The following is a 20626-nucleotide window of genomic DNA, read 5'->3' as shown; positions in this document are numbered from 1 at the left end:
GCGTCTTCAGAGCTCAATGCCTGATGCTTGTGATCATAGGCATCTGCGATCTCGACCTGGCAAACCGCCTTGGGTGCCAGATTGCGCCACGCCTCGGACAAGACACCGATCTCAAGCCCCCAATCGGATGGGATGCGCAGATCAGGCAGGATGTTCGTCCGCATCGCGAACTCGCCGGACAGCGGGTAGCGGAAACTGCGCAGGTAATCGAGGTAGTCCCGGTCTCCGACGACGCGCTTCAACGCGATCAGCAGTGGACTGACCAAAAGCCGCGTCACCCGTCCGTTCAGTTTTTCCCCACCGATCCGGGCATAGTACCCCTTGGCGACCTGGTAGGGGAAGGTTGGGTTGGCGACGGGATAGATCAGTCGGGCCAACAATTCGTTCGTATAGGTCAGGATATCGCAATCGTGGATTGCCATGACTGCGCTGTCCTGACAGCCAATCAAGTAACCGATGGATGTCCAGACATTCTTGCCTTTACCTTGCTCTCCAGGTGACAGCCCCATCTGTTCAAGCCGGTTTCCCAGTGCCCGCATGCGAGGGCTGTCGTTCCAGATCACGATATGGTTCTGGTTCAGCCCTTCGAAGAAGCGCTTGGCATGGCGAAACTGCTTTTCGTCCGCGCGGTCAAGACCAACGATTATTCGGTGCAAATAGGTGACCTTCGCCAGTTCCGACAGGATGTTCGGCATCGCATCGGTTTCGAGCTCGGAATAAAGGCAGGGCAGAATAAGCGACATCTTCCGCGTCTGCGCGAAGGTCTCCAGCTCGTAGGTCATCTCGGCAAGCGACCGGGTGCGCAGGTTGTGCAGGGTCGCGATGTTTCCGTTCTGATGAAAATCAACCATCGGGCGTGTGTCCTTCCACAAGGGGCAGAGTGTCGAGAATAGCATTGACCGAGGCGTTCCAGCCTACCGGCCCGGCGTCGTGCGTGCGCGTGATCCGACCGTTATGTTCGCCTGCCAACTCGGGCAGAGGCGGCCTATGGGGATTGGCGATGATGACGCCCATATCGGCTTTTTCCAGCATCGCGATGTCGTTTGGGGCGTCGCCGAGCGCGAGTGTTTTCTTCGCGCCAAGGGCGTCCATCACGCTGTCCATCGCGCTCGCTTTTGTTCTTCCGAAGGACAATGTCAGGAAACGTCCGCCGCGCTGGGCTGTGATGCCGTGCTCCTGCAGGTCTGCGTGAAACTGAGCCAGTTCTGCATCATTGCCGGACCATACGCCAGGTTCTGAATAGTCACGGGCCTTGGCAAGCTGAGCGGCGTCTTGCTTCAGGCCAGTCAAACGGGCCAATTCTGGAACAGTCATGTCACCAAAGCCCCGGAACTGCGCGCGCAGATGGGTCGAGATCCGGTCAAGCGCGTTACGCAACGCGCTGTAAGCGTCGGCTGGGCCTGTGTCGTGCAACCCGATCACCCCGGCGCCATTCTCGACGATGGCGGGCAAACCAGTCAGGCCCATCTGCTCTTGAAGTGGTCGGATCTCGGAGGCCGTTTTGCTGCTCGCAAGAACGACCGGAATGCCAAGTGCCCGAAGCCGTTGCAGGGCAGGGCGCGCTGCATCCCACTGATATGTCTCGTGATCCAAAAGCGTGCCGTCGAGGTCAGAAAAGACAACAAGCTTCAGAAGATTCTTCATGTCTGGAGTGTCCGACGACACTGCCACCGGCTCAAGCCCAAAAGAACCACATCGCAGTTGCGCGACAGATCTGCCTCAGGTGGATGGCGCCGTCCGCCGCAGAAAGCGGCGGAGTAAAGCCTTTTGACTGAAAATCGAACTCCCGGTTCTAAACAAACCGGTTCACGAGGTTCTCCAGCCGCTCCTGTTTTCCAGAGCGCGGTTCGGGGTTCAAACCTGATGCGCGAACATAGGCTTCAAGATCGTCCAGAGCATACTCCCCCGACAGCATCTTTCTGGCCTCGTCGCTGTTCCATCCTGCATACCGCTCGGCGCGCATCGCCTCCAGGGTTCCGTTTTCGAGAATGGCCGCCGCTGCTTTCAATCCGCGTGCGCAGGCATCCATGCCACCCACATGTGCAAGGATGAGATCCTCGGGGTCCAGCGACTGCCGACGCAGCTTGGCGTCGAAATTCGTTCCGCCGGTGGTAAAGCCACCCGCCTTGAGAACCTCGTAATAGGCAAGCGCCATCTCGGGCACGTTGTTGGGGAATTGATCGGTGTCCCAACCCGACTGGTAATCGTTCCGGTTGATGTCAATCGACCCGAGAATTCCAAGGCTCGCCGCCATGGCCAGTTCATGCTCGAAACTGTGGCCAGCCAAGATGGCATGGCCCTGTTCGATGTTGACCTTGACCTCGTTTTCCAGCCCGAACCGCTTGAGAAAGCCGTAAACCGTCGCGACATCGTAGTCATACTGATGTTTTGCGGGTTCCTGTGGCTTTGGCTCGATCAGGATTGTGCCGTTGAAGCCGATCTTGTGCTTGTACTCCACCACCATGGACAGCATGCGTCCGGCCTGTTCAATCTCGCGGGTGAGATCGGTGTTGAGAAGGGTCTCATAGCCTTCGCGCCCGCCCCAAAGGACATAATTCGCTCCGCCCAATTTGTGGGTCGCGTCCATGCATGTCTTTATGGTTGCACCCGCGTAAGCAAACACATCGGGGTCTGGATTGGTGGCCGCACCCGACATGAAGCGGCGGTGCGAGAAGAGGTTTGCAGTGCCCCAGAGCAGCTTTGTTTTCGAGCTTTCCATCTTGGCCGCAAAGTAGTCGACGATCTCTTCAAGATTGCGGGTCGAGTTTGCGAAATCCTCGCCTTCGGGACGGACATCGGCATCGTGAAAGCAAAAGAACGGCGCGCCAAGAATGTCAAACATCTCAAAAGCGACATCAGCCTTGAGCCTCGCCAGATCCATCGTGTCTCCGAACCACGGACGGTCAAAGGTCTGGCCGCCAAAGGGGTCGCCCCCTTGCCATGCGAAGCTGTGCCAATAGGCGATGGCAAAGCGCAGATGGTCTTCCATCCGCTTCCCCATAACCATTTCATTCGGGTTATAGTGACGGAACGCGAACTCGTTCGATGTTTCCGGCCCCTCGTAGGTGATTGCCGGAATGCCTTTGAAAAAGTCGGTCATGTTAGTCCTTTCAGTGCAGCCTGGGTGGCGCGGAAGCGGTGATGTCCGTCATCAAACGCGGCGCGCAAATCGGGGTCAGGGGTGATGCTGCGCGCAATGTCTGGGCGCGTCGCGATTTCGGCGCCGGCACCCGTTGCAGCCATGATCGCAAGCCGGGCGGCCCCGAAGGCCCCGCCAAAGTCGCCAGCGACCGGGATATCAATCGGCGTGTCGAGCGCCGTGGCAATTGCCGAGAGCCAGTAGTCGGATTTGCTGCCGCCACCCACAGCCAGAAGGCTGGTGATCTCGGTGCCCGTGGCAGCCAGCACGTCGCGGCAGTCACGAATGGCAAAGCTCACACCTTCCAGGACAGCGCGGGTCGCCGCCGCTGTGTCGGTTGCATGCTCGATCCCGATTAGTGCACCCCGAATTGTAGCGTCGTTGAGTGGTGTCCGCTCTCCACCAAGATAAGGTGCAAAGACCGCCTTGCTGGGCGCCTGCAGCGGGCCAAGCCTCTGCGTCAGGTCAGCCGCGTCCTGTCCGACAAGCTGCGCGAACCAGTTCAGCGCGTCAGTCGCCGAGAGGATCACGCCCATCTGGTGCCATGTGTCCGGCAAAGCATGACAGAAGGTATGAACTGCGGTGCCCGGGTCGGGCTGATAGCCGTCATTTGCGGCAAAGAGCACACCCGACGTGCCGAGCGACACAAAGGCCTGCCCCGCGCGGACCACTCCGACACCGATACCCGAGGCTGCGTTGTCGCCACCGCCACCAGCGACAACGACATGTGTCCCGAACCCCCAGCGCTGGCCAAGGTCGGCGCGCAATTGTCCCGAAACTTCGGAGCCTTCGACAAGGCGTGGCATCTGCGAAAGCCCAAGCCCGGTCTTTGCCAGAAGATCCTCAGACCATGTGCGGGCACCGGTATCCAACCAACTGGTTCCCGCAGCATCCGACATTTCGGCGACGTGTTCGCCTGTCAGCCAAAGGCGCAGGTAATCCTTGGGCAACAGGACCTTCGCAACCCGCTCGAACACTGCTGGCTCATGCGCGCGAACCCAGGCGAGTTTCGGCGCGGTGAAGCCGGGAAAGACGATATTGCCCGAGATGGCGCGCCAGTCTGGGTCGGCGTCCATTTCTGCCGCTTCGGCATGACTGCGGGTGTCGTTCCAGAGAATGCAGGGCCGCAGCACTTCATCCGAGGCATCAAGCAGGGTTGCGCCATGCATCTGGCCAGACAGGCCGATCGCCTTGACCGCCGACAGGTTGTGGCTGCTGAGCTGATCGAACACGGCTTCTGCGGCCGCAATCCATTCGGCAGGGGCTTGCTCTGACCAACTGTCATGCGGGCGCGACACGTTCAGCCGCGCGGTGGCCTCGGCGAGTATCGTCTGATCTTCATTGATCAGGATCGCTTTCAGACCGGATGTGCCCAGATCTAGACCGATAAACATCACTCTGCCGTCCTTGAATGATCAGGAATGAGAAACTCAGTGGGAATGTCGGCCCCGACATGAGATCGGGGCCAATAGCTCAAGCTGCCAGATGTGCCGGCGTCTTGCCCAGAATGATCATCGCGAGAAGATCGTCTTCACTTGCATCCGCAACCTTTACGGTGCCCACAAGTTCGCCGTTCTTCATGACGCTTGCTCTGTCGCAAAGCCGTTTGACCTGATGCACATCGTGGTCGATCAGGAAGATCCCCAACCCCTGGCGTTTGAGCTCTTGAATGAGTTCGGCCACCATCTGGGTTTCCTGTGGTCCAAGGGCCGCTGTTGGTTCGTCCATGATCAGGATCCGCGCGTTGAAATAGACCGCACGCGCAATCGCCACGGATTGCCGCTGACCACCCGAAAGGGCCGACACAGGTGCCTGGAACTTGCGGAAGTTGGGATTGAGCCGCGCCATGATCTTGCGCGTTTCAGCTTCCATTCTGGCTTGATCGACAAACCCGGCAGCCGTCAACAACTCGCGTCCAAGAAACAGGTTGGACGCGGCATCGAGATTATCCGCCAGCGCAAGCGTCTGGTAGATCGTCTCGATGTTGTGGCTGCGGGCATCGCGGGGATTTTTGATCGTGGCTTTCTCTCCGTTGACGAAAATGTCGCCCGAGTCCGCCTGATACGCGCCCGACAGACACTTGATCAGAGTCGATTTCCCTGCACCGTTGTGGCCCAAAAGGCCCACAACTTCGCCGGGGTACAGATCGACCGTGACATCGTCTACGGCGTGAATGCCGCCAAACGAGATTGAGATGTTGCGCATCTCGACGAGCGGGGTTCCGGTGTTAACAGTCATGATCTTCGCCCCTTACTTCGATTTACGGCGGTAGAGGATGTCGAGGTAGACGGCCAGAACGAGCACCGACCCGACAACGATCCGCTGCACGGCCGCGTCAAATCCGATCAGCACCATGCCGGTCTGCAGGGATTGCATCACAAGGGCACCAAGTATGGCCCCAAATATCGTGCCCACACCGCCCGACAGGGATGTGCCCCCGATCACCGCAGCAGCGATGACATAAAGCTCGTCCAGTTCGCCCAATGCGTTGGTGGCCGAGTTCAGACGGGCCGACGCGACGACCGCAGACAGACCTGCGAGGAAGCCCATGATCGCGAAGATCTTGACGGTCATCATCTTGGTGTTGATGCCCGCAAGCGCCGCGGCCTCTGGATTGCCGCCAATGGCATAGACGTAGCGGCCAAACCGGGTCTTGGTCATCAGCAATGTCATGGAGATACCAACGACCAGCAGGATGAGGACCGGAATAGCAAACCCGTGGGAAATGAATAGACCGCCTTCAGGGATGGTGATCGCGTTTTCCTCGGCATAGCGGCGCACAATGCCGCGCGGCCAGGGATAGGCATTGACCAGCAGCACAGCTCCGATGATGGTGGCACATCCGACCAAGCCAAGGAACGTGTCTGCCCAGACCGGCCGCAGTTTGAATTCGAACTTGGTGCGCTGCTTGCGTCCGTTGATCACGCCGAAGACCACTGCGGCGCATCCGATCAGACCGATGATCCAGCTGCCAGTGGCACCCACGGCCCCGTAAGGCCCGCCGCCGAGCAATGCAAATGTGCTGTCGACCGGAGAGATCGTTTCCCCACGAGCCACAAGAAATCCAGCGCCACGCCAGACCAGAAGTCCGCCCAGCGTCACGATGAAGGCCGGAATGCCCCGATAGGCGATCAACCATCCGTGGAACGCGCCGACTGTCGCGCCAAGGAGCATGCCGCAGGCCGCCGCGATCACCCAGATCAGAGGATGGCCGAGTCCCAGAAAGGAGGGAAGGATATTGACCTGAATGACGCCCATGATGATGGCGCAAAATCCAAGCAGTGACCCGACGGACAGATCGATATGGCGGGTCACGATCACCAGAACCATGCCACAGGCCATGATCCCGATTGACGAGGTCTGGACCGACAGGTTCCAGAGGTTTCGCGGTGTCAGGAAGGCCCCGAAACCATTTACGAGCGCGCCGTAGAGGTGAAAGCCGATCCAGATCAGTGCAAGAGCACCGACCATCCCGATCAGGCGCGTGTCGAGTTCGGTCGCGCTCATGAAGCGGCTGATCAGACCTTCAGGCTTTGCGGTCGTTTTTGAGATTTTTTTAGTGTCAGACATTTGTTCGTCCAGCCATGCGGAAGGATGCGAAAACACGGCACGGCCCTGACCAGCACATGCACTGGAACCCGGATCGCGGCGCTATGAAAAAATTGGACAAAAGCCCTTGTCTGCACCTTGGTCAGAACGGTGCAGAAACCGGCGCAGGCAGGGTGGCCTGCGCCGGATCACCTACCGGTTACTGGCAGGCCGCAACAGTCGGCATCGCACCTTCGCAAGCCTGCTCTTTCGAGATGTGGCCCGCGTCAATGACGAGGTTCAGCGTGTCGGCTGTGATCGGTGTCGGGTCGAGGAAGATTGCGTTCATTTCAACGCCCTTCTCGCCACCGGACCACTTCACGGAGCCTTCGATATCCGCCAGCATCGTACCGCCTGCCAGAGCAACGGCGATATCCGCAGCGGCCTTGCCGAGGTCACGCGAGTTTTTCCAGACCGAAACGGCCTGAGTGCCGCGTGCAACACGGTTCAGAGCGGCAAGGTCGCCGTCCTGTCCGCCGACCGGAACCGTCAGACCCTGAGCAGACAGTGCAGCGATCACGCCACCGGCCATACCGTCGTTCTGCGCCAGAACCGCATCAACCATGTTGTTGTTGGCGGTGAGAATCTGTTCCATGTTCTTCTGAGCGTTTTCGGGCTTCCAGCCATCGGAGAAGGCTTCACCAACGATCTTGATCGAACCGTTGGCAACTTCGTCACCGATCACTTCCATCATGCCTTCCAGCAGGAACTGCGCGTTGGGGTCACCCGGGTCGCCTTTGATGATTGCGTAGTTGCCCGATTCCTGAATGCCCTGAACGGTTTCGGCGATGATACGGCCAACACCTTTGTTGTCGAAGGTCAGGTAGAAGGCGCGATCATCTTCGATGAGACGGTCGTAGCCCACAACCGGGATGTCCTCGGCGGCTGCCTGATCGATTGCAGGTGCAATCGCGTCCTTGTCCATCGCGAGGATGATCAGCGCGTCTGCGCCCTGTGCGATCAGCGCTTCGATGTCGGTCAGCTGCTTGGCGGCAGAAGCCTGCGCGTCAGCAGAGATATATGTCGCGCCAGCGGCTTCGAGAGCGGCCTTGATTGCAGCTTCGTCAGTCTTCCAGCGCTCTTCCTGGAAGTTGGACCAGCTCACACCAACGGTGACAGAGTGGCTTCCTGCGAGTGCGGATGTAGAAACAGAGGCAGCCAGAATGGCCGCGAGGGTAAGCGCCTTGCGCATGTGATCTCCTCCCAAATGATCGTGCCCGGAATCAGGCTGTTCGGCTATGACCGTAACACCGCCATCATGACATATTTAATTCAGCTGTCAAAAAATAAACTTGCCGAGTTCGAAGATTTTTTGCCCTGACGGGGTCCTTGCTGTGATCTTTTTGCTGGAATGATGGGCGATTTCGGGTACGTTGACCATGTTAAGTTTAGGCTCTGAATGAAATGTCACCGGATACCGGATTCCATGCTCTTGAAGACGGAGAGGCCCAGATTGGCTGTGGTCCCCTGATTCAAAGCTATGAGTCCACGCCGCGAAGCCTGCGGATGCAGGTGTTCGACAGGGTGCGCGCTGCAGGGCTGATTTCTCGTGCGGATCTGGCAAAAGACCTCGGGGTCAGTCCCGCGTCGGTCACGTCGGTCGTGAGCGAGTTGATCGAAACCGGCATGGTTCACGAGGTCGCAACGCCCAAGCGCGAAGGCGAAAGCAATCGGGGGCGGCCGCCCGTGGCCCTGGGCGTGCGCCCCGAAGCGGGCTATGTCGCCGGCCTGAAGCTGTCCGACCATCGCCACGCCGCCATCATTACGGACTTCGCAGGAAACACGATTGCCGAGGCCGAGATTCGCCACGGTGTCCTGCAGCAGGAAACCGAAATGGTAATCCGGGATGTCGTCCGGCTTCTGGATGATGCGCTGGGTCAAGCCGGGCTGACGCAAACGGATCTGTCTGCCATCGGTCTCGGTCTGCCCGGTGTCGTCGACAGCGCGACAGGACAGGTCATGTGGTCCCCCCTGATGCGCGAGCAGGGGATTGCCCTTGGTCCCACGCTTGAGGAATTGCTGGGTCGTCCGGTACGTGTCGACAATGATGCAAACCTCGTGACATTGGCCGAGCTCTGGTTCGGCGCTGGTCGGGCACGGTCTGATTTTGCGGTTGTGACCATCGAACATGGCGTCGGTATGGGCGTGGTCATCAATCACCGACTCTATCGAGGGGCAATGGGGCTTGGTCTTGAGATCGGCCATACCAAGGTGCAGCTGGATGGTGCCTTGTGTCGGTGCGGCCAACGCGGGTGCCTCGAAGCTTACGTAGCTGACTACGCTCTCGTGCGCGAGGCAACCACCGCGCTCAACTGGGGCAATCGCGGTGTGCAATCGCAGCATATCCTGCTCGAATCCCTCTATGATCACGCCAAGGCCGGGAACCAGTCTGCCCGCGCCATCTTTAAGCGTGCAGGGCGCTACCTCGCCCTGGGTCTGGCCAATATCGTGAACCTGTTTGACCCGGCGCTGATCCTGCTGTCCGGGGAACGGATGCGTTATGACTATCTCTATGCCGAAGAGGTTCTAGCCGCGATGCGTGACATGACATTGGAAACCAACCGCCCTGCGCCCGTGGTCGAAATTCGTGCGTGGGGCGATCAGGTCTGGGCGCGTGGGGCTGCCGCACTTGCGCTTGATACGGCCACAGAGATTGCACTCCGGCCGGAGGCAGTATGAAACTTGCCCTTTGTCTGATCTGCGCTGGTGCCCCACTGGCGGCCCAGCCTCTGTTCGAGCCGCGGCCCTTGCCAGTGGAACATGTATACTCAGGCGGCTGGGAACACTTTGTGGGCGGTGGACTTGCGGCGTTCGACTGCAATGGCGACAGCTTCCCCGAACTTCTTGCGGCGGGCGGCGAGGCCCCGATGACGTTGCTGATCAACACGACATCGGCCCCCGGAAATGACATATCGTTCGAAAATGGCACATTCCCCGACATCACCGGCGCAACCGGAGCCTATCCGCTGGACATCGACAGCGACGGTTGGCTCGATCTCTTCATCCTGCGCGTTGGCGAAAACATGGTCCTGCGAGGCGGAGCCGATTGCAGTTTTACGGATGCCTCAAGCGCTTGGGGCATTCCCCGGGATGATCGCTGGTCCACGGCGTTTTCCGCAACATGGGAAGCCGGGCAAAACCGTCCCACTTTGGCCGTCGGCAATTACGTGGATCGCGCGAATCCGGATGGGCCGTTTCAAGCCTGTGACAGCAACCAGCTGATGCGCCCAACCGCCGAAGGGTATGCCAGCACCGATCTCGCTCCGGGTTTTTGTGCATTGTCAATGCTGTTTTCGGATGCGGCGCGCCGCGGGGTCGCCGATCTGCGCGTGTCGAATGACCGACATTACTACGTCCGCGGCGGCTCTGAGCAAATGTGGTCCTTTCCTGACCTCAATTTGCTCGATGCGTCAAAGGGCTGGAACGCGGTGTCGATTTGGGGGATGGGCATCGCCTCAACCGACATCACCGGCGACGGTCTGCCCGAGGTGGTCCTGACCTCGATGGGTGACCAGCTGCTGCAATATGCGGATGCCCCATATGTCTATCGCAACGCGTCCTACAATGTCGGGGCAACCGCACATCGGCCCCATATCGGGGACGACGGACGTCCATCAACGGGGTGGCATGCTGCCTTTGGCGACGCGGACAATGACGGCTTTGAGGACATCTTCATCGCCAAGGGCAATGTGGACCAGATGCCCAGCAATGCCATGCATGACCCAAATTCTCTGTTGATGCAGCAGCCGGACGGAACCTTTGTCGAAGCGTCTGTCGCGGCGGGTGTGGCCAGCGATCTGCGCGGACGCGGTGGGGTTTTCGGGGATCTGAACGGTGACGGTCTGCTTGATCTGGCCGTGGTCAACCGCCGCGCACCGTTGGAGCTCTGGCAGAACGTGACGGCGGGAGCAGGCAACTGGATCACGCTGCAACCTGTGCAACCCGCGCCGAACCAGCATGCCGTCGGCGGCTTTGCCGAGATCCGATTGCCGGACGGAACAACCCGAATCAAGGAAATCACGGTTGGTGGCGGGCATGCGGGTGGCAGCGCGCTGCCGGTTCATTTTGGACTTGGCACCGCCACGTCTGTCGAAACGCGCATGATCTGGCCCGATGGCAACGCGAGCGATTGGCAGGTGGGTACCATCAACGCGGCCAATTTGATAAGCCGCGTCAACTGACATCCGCTGCTATCGGTTCCCAAGCCGTAGTGTTCTGGTCGCCTAGCGATCCACCGGCAAACCGCTGGGCACTGACTGAGGGACACCCATGCGCCCCTCAAGTGCGACCGGATCGCTGAGGCTTTCCAGAAACGCCATGATCGCGTCGATCTCCTGACTGCTCAACGGCACGCCTTCCCAGGCGACGTCCAGAATGGCTTGCGTGGCCGTGGGATCCTCCAAAACCGCCCAATCAGATGCGCCCTGCAGGTCTGGCAGCACCGCCTGTGTCTGGTCGTAGGCCACGCCACGCGGATTGGCATGGGCCTCGACGAACAGGCGCAAGTCCTTGTACGCACCACTGTGGCCGTAAGGTGCGGTGGCGGTGACATTTCTCAAGGACGGTGTGCGGAAGGCAAACCGATCCTCTTCCCGGCCCGTCACCCGCATCCGACCGTCATCGCGCACGTAGCTTTCAAAGCGCGCGGCCTTGCCAGGACCAATCTGTGGAACGCCCATGGCGTGAAACTTGTGGTCGGTTTGGAACGCGCCGGAATGGCAGCTGGAACAGGCGGCCTTGCCGTAAAAAAGATCCATGCCCTCGGCGGCCTTGCCGCTCAAGAGTTCCTCTCCGCGCAGGTGCGCGTCAAACGGGCTGGTGTCGGACCGCCATTCCTCTGCAATGAAGGCCGCGATGGCATTAGAGATATCCGTAAAGGCAATCTCGCGACCCTCGGCTATCTCGGGATACACCGTTTCGAAGGAGGTGCGATAAGCTTCGATCGCAGAAACACGTTTGGCAATAAGATCCCAAGCCCCGCCCTCGCCCGTGATGCGGCCCAGTCGCACAGCCTTGGACACGTCGTTTTCGCTGTAATGCCCGGCCATTTCATCCGGGCTCAGCACCGGGAACATGGTTTGGGCCGACAGAAGATTGGCAAAACCCTGGGTCATATCCTCGTCCAGAGGCGTCCGCAGACCACCCGGGCGTGAGGGGTCGACCTCGATCCGGCCATCGTGAAACAGGACGGTGAATTCCCGCGCTCCCAGATTGAACAAACCTGTGGCATTGCGCGGAACACGTTGCTCAGGCACGTTGGCCGGGTCGACATGGCGCTCTGGGCCCAGTCCGATGCCGCCTTCTCCCAACGACAGCGACACACCATCCCCGGTGCCAAAGCGCGGATGATGACACGTCGCGCAAGAGATATTCCGGTTGCCCGACAGGATCGGATCGTAAAAAAGAAGCTGTCCCAGTTTGGCTTCTGCCGGATCGACGGGCATATAGGCGTCATCCGTCACCGGCGCAGGCAGGTCCGCGCGCGCAACAGGTGCCAGAAGCAGGGTCATGACCGCAACGGCTGAAGCCCAGATCACGGTTCCGTTCCGTCTGTTCCGAAAGCCAAACATTCTACACCTTTTGCTTCATGCTGGGCCGAATGCCGTCAGAGATTGATCGCCTTGTCAATTGTGGCGTTGCGGATATCGGGACTCCTGGACGGATATCGGCTGACGTACGTCCGGCTGGAGTGAGCCATACTCGGGCGGCCGCGTGCCGAAGAACGTTTCACCCTGTTCCTCAAGTCTTTTCAAGTCGTGCCGCAAGCGTATCCGCAAGGGCCTCACCAACGAGGCGAGCTGCCCGTGACAATGGGCGGCGCGCATCGACGGCAACGCTGATCGACTGCGGCCGCAAACCTTGATCGGTCAACGGCACGAAGCGAAGGGTGCCGTTTTCCAACTCGGTCAGAGCATCCAACTGTGACGTGATCGCCAGGTATTTCCCGCTAACGAGGATCTGCTTCATGAACTGAAGCGAATTCGTCACGAGAGCCGGTTCTGCCGGATCGAAAAGCCAACCGAAACGCTTGTCGAGATATTCTCGCACCGGCAGGACACGGCTCTACGCAGCCAGCGGATGTTTTGCTGCCTCGCTGAGGGTCGTTTGGGAATGGTCCCAAAGCGCATGCCCGCGGCCAACAACGCAGCCGAAGGGCAGAGGCTTGGACCATATGATGTGCCGTGATCGGTCGTCCGGAAGATTGAACACCAATGCAAGGTCAATACTGCCGACTTCGAGTTCGTGAGCCGCGTCCTGTGGCGTCAGGATGTCAACGGCAAAGCGGATTCGCGGATAGCGCTCGGCAAAGGTCGAGACGAGATCGGGCAGGATCGAGTTCACAAGACTGTCCATGGCACCAAGCCGAACCGTCCCGAATTGCTCTCCTCGCATCGTCCGGATCGTCTCTTCAAGACGTTCCTCGTCCGCGCGCCAGCGACGGGCAAGCAGCACGGCTGCCTCTCCCGCTGCAGTTAGCCGCATTCCTCGCGCATGTCGTTCGAAAAGCGGCGTCTGGCAAGCGTCTTCCAAGGCGATGATCTGACGGTCAATCGCCGAAGCCGCAATGCCGATTGACCGGGATGCCGCTTGTATCGACCCAAGCCGCGCAACCGTTTCGAGGTAATTCAACGCCCGAGGCAAGACGTGCAAAGCCAATGCATTGCTCCTTCTGTTGCCGTTTTGCGAATGCAGCATGAATGATTTTGAAATTGTTGGCAACGCAAGGCCAGCGTTAGCATTCGATGAACATGGGGGTTCAGATGCAGGGCACCGCGCCGCTTGCCTTTTCGATAACCGCGCTCAACCGAGCGACCGATGGTCAGGCCACGGCCATGATGGACCGGATAGTCGAACGGTCGGCATGGCTCGCCCGTCGCGCAGCCGAGGCGCGTCCCTTCCGGAATGCGGATGAACTTGCCACATGGCTTGATTCCGAAGTCCGCAGCCTCCCGAGGGATGAGGCATTGCAACTGCTTTGCGCCCATCCCGAGCTTTCGCCGCCTGACCCTTCAGCGATGACATTTGCCTCGCAGGATGAACAGGGGCGTCTGGCCCTTTTGGATCTCGACGCTTTGACATCCGCCGAAATGACGGATCTGAACCGGCAGTATTCGCGCCGACACGGGTATCCGTTCATTGTGGCCTTGCACGAACATGACGATCTCAAAAGCGTAATTGCGCAATTCAAACGTCGGATCGCGGCAGACCCAACCGAAGAATTGGCGCACGCGCTTGGTCAGGTCGTGTCTGTGATGAAGGCCCGTCTGCGCAGGCTGACGGGGGTGGCACAGCCGTCGCGAGACACGGAGCCAAAGGCCATTGCAAGCGCCAATTCGGATGGAGGGTCGTCATGAAAGACCTTCTTCTTCGCTTGCGCAAAACTGACGATGAAGCGCGGCCTCCGCATGTCTATTTTGGCGCGCTTGGCGGCATCGCCCTCTTGATCCTCGCTCTTGTGTTCATTGTCGGTGGCTATGAGCTTGGCGTGGGCACGCCCCGCCGTCTTGGGACAGGCGCTTTTCCAGTCATCACCGGTTTCATTCTTGCGGTGCTATCGTTGGTCGTCATTGCTGCCGATTTCAGGGATACGTCCGACGCGGAACGCCCGGACTGGATTTCCTTTGCCGCCATCGGTGCGGCGCTTGCCGTCTTTGCTCTGACAGTTGGTCGGATCGGCCTTGTTCCGGGTGCGTTTCTGACAGTGATCACGGCCAGTGTACCGGACCCGTCGTTGCCCATTCTGGGAAAGATCATTCTGGGGACAATCGTGTCTCTGGCGTGCTGGGCGCTCTTTATCGGCGTGATAGGCCTGCCCTTCGCCGCATTCGGAGGGTTTTGACGATGGAGATCATCACCGGTTTCGGAAACGGTCTGCTTGTTGCCCTGCAGCCAGCGAACTTGTTTTACTGCTTCGTCGGCGTTTTCCTCGGCACCTTCATCGGCGTACTGCCCGGCATCGGATCAATGGCGGCGATCGCGATGATCCTGCCGCTGACATTCTACCTCGAGCCAACGTCCGCGCTGGTTATGATCGCCGGAGTTTACTACGGCGCGGAATATGGCGGATCGATCGCATCGATCCTCATGAACGTCCCCGGAACACCCTCTTCGTCGATCACCTGCATCGACGGTTATCCGATGGCGCGCGAAGGGCGTGCGGGGGTTGCGCTTTTTGGCAGCGCCATCGCCTCATTCGGAGGCGGGATGATCGGTATGATCGTCATGGCAGTGCTTGCACCGGGGTTGGCAGATCTGGCGCTCAATTTCGGACCCACAGAGTATTTTGCGGTCATTCTCCTGGGACTGGTCGCCGCCTCTGCCGTCTCGAACGGAAGTCCTGTCAAAGGCATAACGATGGTGGTTGCGGGATTGATGCTGGGCACAGTCGGTGTCGATATCACCACCGGAGCCGAGCGCTTTACCATGGGCATTCCCGAGATGCGCGACGGTGTTCATCTGGTGATTGTCGCAATGGGCCTGTTTGGCGTGGGCGAACTCATCGTGTCGATCCGTGCGAATGCCAGTGGCGCGTTCCAGAACGAGATCGACTACAAGAAATTCTACCCATCGCGGGCCGAATGGAAGGCCATGTTCGGCCCAATCCTGCGCGGCTCGGGCATCGGCAGCTTCTTCGGGGCACTTCCGGGTACGGGCCAAACGGTCGCTTCGGCCGTGGCTTATGCCGTCGAAAAGAAGATTTCACCAAACAAAGAGCGGTTTGGCAAAGGCGCTATCGAAGGTGTCGCCGTACCCGAGGCCGCCAACAACTCGGCCACGCAAACCGCCTTCATTCCGACGCTGACCCTCGGGGTGCCGGGAAGCGCGTCCATGGCGCTCGTGATCGGGGCGCTGATGATGTACGGGATCGTGCCGGGGCCCAGACTGCTTGTTGATCACTCCGACCTTTTCTGGGGGCTGGTCGCGAGCTTTCTGATCGGGAACATCCTGCTGCTCATCCTGAACATTCCGCTGATCGGGCTCTGGGTACGTCTGCTGAAAATCTCCTATCGCTACATGTACCCCACCATCATCGTGCTGATTTGCGTCGGGGTGTATTCGCTCAACAACAACGTCTTCGACGTCTGGCTGACTCTGGTCTTTGGCTGGGCGGGATACCTGATGCGTCTTTTCCGCTTCGAGCCGGCGCCGTTCCTGATCGGCTTCGTTCTTGGCCCGATGATGGAGGAACAGCTGCGCCGGGCCATGCTTCTGTCGCGCGGTGATCCCACGACCTTCCTGACCCGCCCGATCAGCGGAACGCTGATCGCGATCACCGTCCTTCTGCTCGTCTACGCCATCGTTTCGGCGGTCAGACAGCGTCGTCGTCTCCGCAAGGCGGCCGAAGCCCTGTCCGAAACCTGATTACTGCGACCTCTAGAAAAGGATACCTCAGATCATGAAACATATTCTTGCCATCGGCGCTGCCGCCCTTGTTCTGGCCTCGCCTGCAATTGCCGAGCCCGGAAAATGGACCGATGAGCCGGTCCGCATCGTCGTCACCTTCCCGCCGGGTGGAACAAGCGATCTGATTGCGCGTGTTCTCGCCCAATACTTCGAAAGCGAGTACGGACAAAAAACCGTGGTCGACAATCGACCCGGTGCAGGCGGCACCGTCGCCGCCGACTATGTGGCCGAGCAGGCCCCGGATGGCACCACTCTTATCCTTGGCAACAACGCGCCCTTCACGATTGCGCCAACCCAATTCGACAATCTGCCATACGATCCGATGGGCGATTTCACGCATATTGCCTATCTCGGCGCCTCAACGCCTGCGCTTTTCGTGCAACCCTCTTCGGGGATCACGTCGCTTGACGACTACATCGCCAGAGCAAAGGGCGATGGCATCACATATGGGTCTTCGGGCGTTGGGTCGATCACCCATATCCTTGGCAAAGCCGTCGACATCGAGCTTGGCATCGAGCAGATCCACGTACCTTACCAGGGGAGCGCGCCAGCGATCCAAGACTTCCGAGCCGGTGTTCTGGAAGCTTACTATGACATGGTCGCGCTGAATGGCGACCTGATCACCGAGGGAGAAACACAGCCGATTGCGCTCGCCGCGCCTGAGCGGTCCACTGCGTTCCCGGATATTCCGACGTTCCGTGAGCTTGGTCATGATATCGTGATCGAGAACTGGACCGGCCTCTCGGGCCCTGCCGGCATGGACCCCGAGATGGTCAAGACAATCAACGAAACGGTCGCGGCAATCATGCAGCTTGAATCCGTGATCGAGCGTCTGGCGCAATTCGGCGTCGCGCACACGCCAATGCCTTCAGAAGAGTTCACCACTTTTGTAGAAGGCACGATTTCGACGTGGGAGCCGCTCATCAAGGCCGCCAAGGTTAACGGCTGAACCGGATCAGCCTCGGAGCGCTTGCCAGTGCTCCGAGGCTACGCGAGAAAACCAAATGAAAATTTCGGTCATTTTTGTCGGCGAACTCCACGATAGCGGGTTCAACCAACGCGCACTCGAAGGCGTGGAACGCGTTCAGAAGGGCATTGTCGACGCCGATATCACGGTCGTGAGCGGTGTCTCCTACGATCCTGATGCAATGGAAAAAGCCCTTTGGAAAGCCGCCGAACGCTCTGAAGGCGTGATCTTTGTCGGCGGGCAGGGCAATCTGGTGGTGCCCGCTGCAGCCAAGGATTTCCCGGACCGCAGTTTTGCCGTCGTGCAAGGTAACGTTTTGGGCGCAAACCTTACGAGCTATGATGTGCTTCAGGAACAATCTGCATTCCTCGCCGGTGTTCTGGCTGCGCGCATGACAAGAACGGGAACAGTCGGGCATCTTTCGGGTCACCGCGTTGCGCCCGGTCTCAAGGGGCGGGCTGCCTTCGCTGCCGGCGTTCGACATGGAGACCAGACGGTGCGCCTCGTTACGGGTTTCTGTGGTACTCAAGACGACAGCGCTGTGACCGAGGCTTGGGCCCGCGCAATCGCGGTCGACGGGGCGGATATCCTTTTCACGATGCTCAATGCCGCCCGGGACGGTGCGACCCGCGCCTGCCGTGCGACCGGAATGCGCCAGATCGGCAATGCCGTAGACTGGTGCGCGATTGATCCAGAAATTTTTATCGCATCCGCCGTGGCCAGGATCGACCTCGGTGTAGACCGAGCGATTGAAGACATGCGACGTGGGTTGAGGCCCGGCAAGATTCTCGAGCTTGGGTTCCGGGAAAGGGCCGTAAGCCTTTCGATGTCGAAAGACGTACCCGACGCCATCCGGCAAGAGATTGCGGACCTTGCCTCGCAGGTCGAACACGGTCTCATATCCGTTGATACTGTCTTTGACGGACCAGAGTTCGAGGTTGCAGCATGACCGGTTTCACGAAGCGCGCTGGCGGAATCTCGATCCATGCCGTTGACGTGGCACACGGCGTCCCTGCAAGCGGGCTCTCGGTCTGTCTCAAACGCCTTGATCCTGATCCATGTCAGGTTGCCTTGGGTGTTTGCGCAGCCAATGGTCACTTCGTCAATCCGGTATCAGAAGGCGAGGGCGTGACCCGAGGGCTTTACGAAGTGACTTTTGGCGTCGCGGCCTACTACCGCGGAAACGGTATCAAACTCCCGGATCCGGCTTTTGTCGAAGAGGCTGTGTTTCGCTTCGGTATTGACAGAGTCACCGAGCATTTCCACATCCCGTTCAAGTTCACACCGTGGGGATTTTCACTCTTTCGCGGTGGATCCTGAAACTGACAAGTCGCTCGGGTGGGGTTTCGTCTTCTCGCAACCAACAGACTACGTATGGAGGATGTCCACCAAGGGCGGAATGTGGGCGCTTTTGGTTGAAGACCCGATCCATCTTCGAACACAGGCGTTCGCCTCCGCTTTGATCTCCCAAACCTGCAAGTAGACGCACTCGTGTTTCAAGCTCCTTAAGAGCCGTTCAACAAAGATGGTGTCGAGCAAGCGCCCTTTGCCATCCATCGAGATGCTTCAGCCGAAGCGGTGCAGGTGGTCCGACCAGACGAACGACGCGAAATGCGATCCTTGATCCGGATTCATGAACTCTGTCTGACCGAACCTGGCAATTGCCGTGTTCAGCATCCTTGATGCAGACGTCTGGCTTCGAGCTCGAAAAGGACGTGCCTATGCGCACTGACCTGCCTTAGTGATGCCGGTAATCTTCCCGCACCACAAGGTCATTGGCAAAACAGTATAAAAACTCTTTGTGAACTCTCCGGGATTATGCATCTTACGCAGGGGATAGCGGACGGATTGTGCGATGCGGTCCATCTCGAACCGAAAGGAACCGCGATATGACCGACCTGGAGGCGATAAGAAAGTATTTTGCGGGTTGGAACGCGCAAGACGCTGACGCAATTCTAGCCAGTCTTACAGAAGATGGAACGTATGAAGACCCGGGCACGGGAAGACCGATCTCGGGACCGGCGTTGAAGGCCTATGTGACCGGGCTCTGGTCAGCATTTCCGGATCTTCGCTTCGAAGAAGACAGTCTGGACAGTACGGGTCCGAACCGGGCCGCGGCTCAATGGGTTATGTTGGGAACGAACACCGGATCAATGCGTGGACTGCCGCCCACAGGAAAGTCGGTGCGGGTGGAAGGTTCGGACTTCTTCACCCTGCGTGACGGCAAGGTGGCGACGGTCAAAGGGTACTTCGACGGTGGAGCCGTGCCGCGTCAACTCGGGCTCGACATCATCGTTCAGCCCAGCCAGATAGGCCCGTTCAAGTTCGGCGTGTCAACGGAGGTGCAAACCGGACGTCTGGATGAGCCGGTGGCTTTCTCGATCACCACGCTTCACGCCCGGAACGACGAATGCGTCCAACAGGTGCGCGAAGGGTCAAGGGCATCGTTGATTGACATGCTGAAGATGGATGGCTTCATCGGGGCAACGACGGCGACGATTGGCCACCGCATGGTCACGATCTCGGCGTGGGACAGCCCCGAAGCTTCGCGCCGCGTCATGAAGGAAGGTGCACACGCTGAAGTTCAAAAGGGCATGTATGACGGCTCTCTTGCGTCCCAAGGCTTCACTTCGGTCTGGACGAAGGCGCGGATGAATCCCCTGATGGTCCGCTGTGATGGCTGCGGTAAGATGACTCGCGGTCCTGAGGCGGATCGGAAGTGCAAGAGTTGCGGAGAAGCACTGCCCGCTGCGCTGCCCTTTTGGTAACCCACGCACGACGCCGACCGTCAGCAGGACAAACATGCTACTTTTCCGGCTGTGCGGCGAATGTCAGGCCCGTCCCGCTGATCAGACCTTAGTAAAGATGGCAACGAAGGTGTGCTGGCGCCAATACCCCTTTCCTACCACTGGCTTCGCGTAAACGATCCCTTCGACTGCGCGGACCTTCCCACCATTGCTCTATATCGAGCGGCTTCACCGCCACCCACCGCGTGCTTGTGGCGCGGGCTGTGGTCGCGGGTTCGGAGAGGCCCGTCAGCGGGCCGTGGATCGTGGCGGAATACTCCCAGTTTCGGATCACAATTCGCCAACGCGCATAACATTGTTTCCAAAGTTCAAACTCACGCATGCCACATTCCTGCACGAGATTGGGGTCGTGACGACCCTTTGAGGTCGTGACGGGTCACTTTGTGTTTGACGTCACCGTCGCTGAAGCGGGGACGAGGTTTTTGTGTAGGGCACTTACGCCGTCGGGCGCGATTGCCAGGGTAAGGGGTTCACAAAGCAGGTTATGGCGACACGTTTCGAAGTCATATCCCTTGGGTTCAGTGGAATCGACATCGATACCACCGAGTCGGACAATATCTCGAACGCGGCCATTCTGTTGGTCTGAACCGCGCCGGGTTTGCCGGAGGCTTCAACTCATGAGTAGGATGGAGCATTATGACGAAGACAACGAACAAGTATTCACCAGAAGTGCGCGAGCGTGCCGTGCGAATGGTATTGGATGGCGCAGGTCAGCATGAG

17 protein-coding genes and 1 pseudogene are annotated in these 20626 nt (G+C 59.1%); 9 read left to right on the top strand and 9 right to left on the bottom strand.

The features are described 5' to 3' along the window. The 7 genes from JJ869_RS13890 to JJ869_RS13860 form a co-directional block, all read right to left on the bottom strand. Positions 1–851, bottom strand: an 851-nt coding sequence (locus tag JJ869_RS13890; protein ID WP_292267955.1) for a glycosyl transferase, incomplete at its 3' end; no start/stop codon positions are given. After that, entirely contained in the window at positions 844–1644 is an 801-nt protein-coding gene (locus tag JJ869_RS13885; RefSeq protein WP_292267954.1) for an HAD-IIB family hydrolase, read from the bottom strand. The genes JJ869_RS13890 and JJ869_RS13885, both read right to left, overlap by 8 nt. A 148-nt stretch (positions 1645–1792) precedes the next feature. Next, positions 1793–3100, bottom strand: coding sequence for a xylose isomerase (gene xylA, locus JJ869_RS13880; protein WP_292267953.1), 1308 nt, complete (start codon positions 3098–3100; stop codon positions 1793–1795). Beyond that, entirely contained in the window at positions 3097–4533 is a 1437-nt protein-coding gene (xylB, locus tag JJ869_RS13875) for a xylulokinase (protein ID WP_292267952.1), read from the bottom strand. Before xylB ends, xylA begins: the two co-directional genes overlap by 4 nt. A 79-nt stretch (positions 4534–4612) precedes the next feature. Next, positions 4613–5377, bottom strand: a complete 765-nt coding sequence (locus tag JJ869_RS13870; RefSeq protein WP_292267950.1) for an ATP-binding cassette domain-containing protein — start codon at positions 5375–5377, stop codon at positions 4613–4615. Between the two features lie 12 nt (positions 5378–5389). Next, entirely contained in the window at positions 5390–6709 is a 1320-nt protein-coding gene (locus JJ869_RS13865; RefSeq protein WP_292267949.1) for a sugar ABC transporter permease, read from the bottom strand. A 178-nt stretch (positions 6710–6887) separates the two neighbouring features. After that, positions 6888–7919, bottom strand: coding sequence for a substrate-binding domain-containing protein (locus JJ869_RS13860; RefSeq protein WP_292267948.1), 1032 nt, complete (start codon positions 7917–7919; stop codon positions 6888–6890). A 212-nt stretch (positions 7920–8131) separates the two neighbouring features. On the opposite strand from JJ869_RS13860, the gene JJ869_RS13855 reads away from it, so the two are divergent. Together JJ869_RS13855 and JJ869_RS13850 are read left to right on the top strand one after the other, a co-directional pair. Continuing rightward, the gene (locus tag JJ869_RS13855; protein ID WP_292267947.1) at positions 8132–9406 is read left to right on the top strand and encodes an ROK family transcriptional regulator; all 1275 of its coding nucleotides are present in this window, start codon (positions 8132–8134) and stop codon (positions 9404–9406) included. Further along, complete coding sequence (locus JJ869_RS13850) at positions 9403–10908, top strand: CRTAC1 family protein (protein WP_292267946.1); 1506 nt, start codon at positions 9403–9405, stop codon at positions 10906–10908. The genes JJ869_RS13855 and JJ869_RS13850 overlap by 4 nt, the downstream gene beginning before the upstream one ends. Before the next feature lie 42 nt (positions 10909–10950). Here JJ869_RS13850 and JJ869_RS13845 read toward each other — a convergent pair whose 3' ends face one another. Next, positions 10951–12237 (bottom strand): cytochrome c peroxidase, encoded by a 1287-nt coding sequence (locus JJ869_RS13845; protein ID WP_292267957.1) that lies wholly within the window; start codon positions 12235–12237, stop codon positions 10951–10953. A gap of 229 nt (positions 12238–12466) precedes the next feature. Next, positions 12467–13357 (bottom strand): annotated as a pseudogene (locus tag JJ869_RS13840) (LysR family transcriptional regulator). Positions 13358–13488: 131 nt separating this feature from the next. On the opposite strand from JJ869_RS13840, the gene uraD reads away from it, so the two are divergent. The 7 genes from uraD to JJ869_RS13805 all read left to right on the top strand — a co-directional run bounded on the left by uraD (position 13489) and on the right by JJ869_RS13805 (position 19867). Then, positions 13489–14082, top strand: coding sequence for a 2-oxo-4-hydroxy-4-carboxy-5-ureidoimidazoline decarboxylase (gene uraD / locus JJ869_RS13835; protein ID WP_292267945.1), 594 nt, complete (start codon positions 13489–13491; stop codon positions 14080–14082). Further along, complete coding sequence (locus JJ869_RS13830; RefSeq protein ID WP_292267944.1) at positions 14079–14567, top strand: tripartite tricarboxylate transporter TctB family protein; 489 nt, start codon at positions 14079–14081, stop codon at positions 14565–14567. The genes uraD and JJ869_RS13830 overlap by 4 nt, the downstream gene beginning before the upstream one ends. A 2-nt stretch (positions 14568–14569) precedes the next feature. Then, positions 14570–16090, top strand: a complete 1521-nt coding sequence (locus JJ869_RS13825; RefSeq protein ID WP_292267943.1) for a tripartite tricarboxylate transporter permease — start codon at positions 14570–14572, stop codon at positions 16088–16090. Between the two features lie 34 nt (positions 16091–16124). Then, the gene (locus JJ869_RS13820; protein ID WP_292267941.1) at positions 16125–17081 is read left to right on the top strand and encodes a tripartite tricarboxylate transporter substrate binding protein; all 957 of its coding nucleotides are present in this window, start codon (positions 16125–16127) and stop codon (positions 17079–17081) included. A gap of 55 nt (positions 17082–17136) precedes the next feature. Then, positions 17137–18048: a BMP family protein gene (locus tag JJ869_RS13815; protein ID WP_292267940.1), complete on the top strand. Its 912-nt coding sequence runs from the start codon at positions 17137–17139 to the stop codon at positions 18046–18048. Beyond that, on the top strand, positions 18045–18419 hold the full coding sequence (locus JJ869_RS13810; RefSeq protein ID WP_292267939.1) for a hydroxyisourate hydrolase: 375 nt from the start codon (positions 18045–18047) through the stop codon (positions 18417–18419). Before JJ869_RS13815 ends, JJ869_RS13810 begins: the two co-directional genes overlap by 4 nt. Before the next feature lie 569 nt (positions 18420–18988). After that, entirely contained in the window at positions 18989–19867 is an 879-nt protein-coding gene (locus tag JJ869_RS13805; RefSeq protein WP_292267938.1) for an ester cyclase, read from the top strand. The last annotated feature ends 759 nt before the right edge of the window (positions 19868–20626 follow it).

This window comes from Marivita sp. (assembly GCF_017643905.1).
In the GTDB taxonomy this organism is placed as follows: domain Bacteria; phylum Pseudomonadota; class Alphaproteobacteria; order Rhodobacterales; family Rhodobacteraceae; genus Marivita.
Note: the sequence above shows the minus strand (reverse complement) of the source record. Positions and strands in the feature narration are given on the sequence as shown.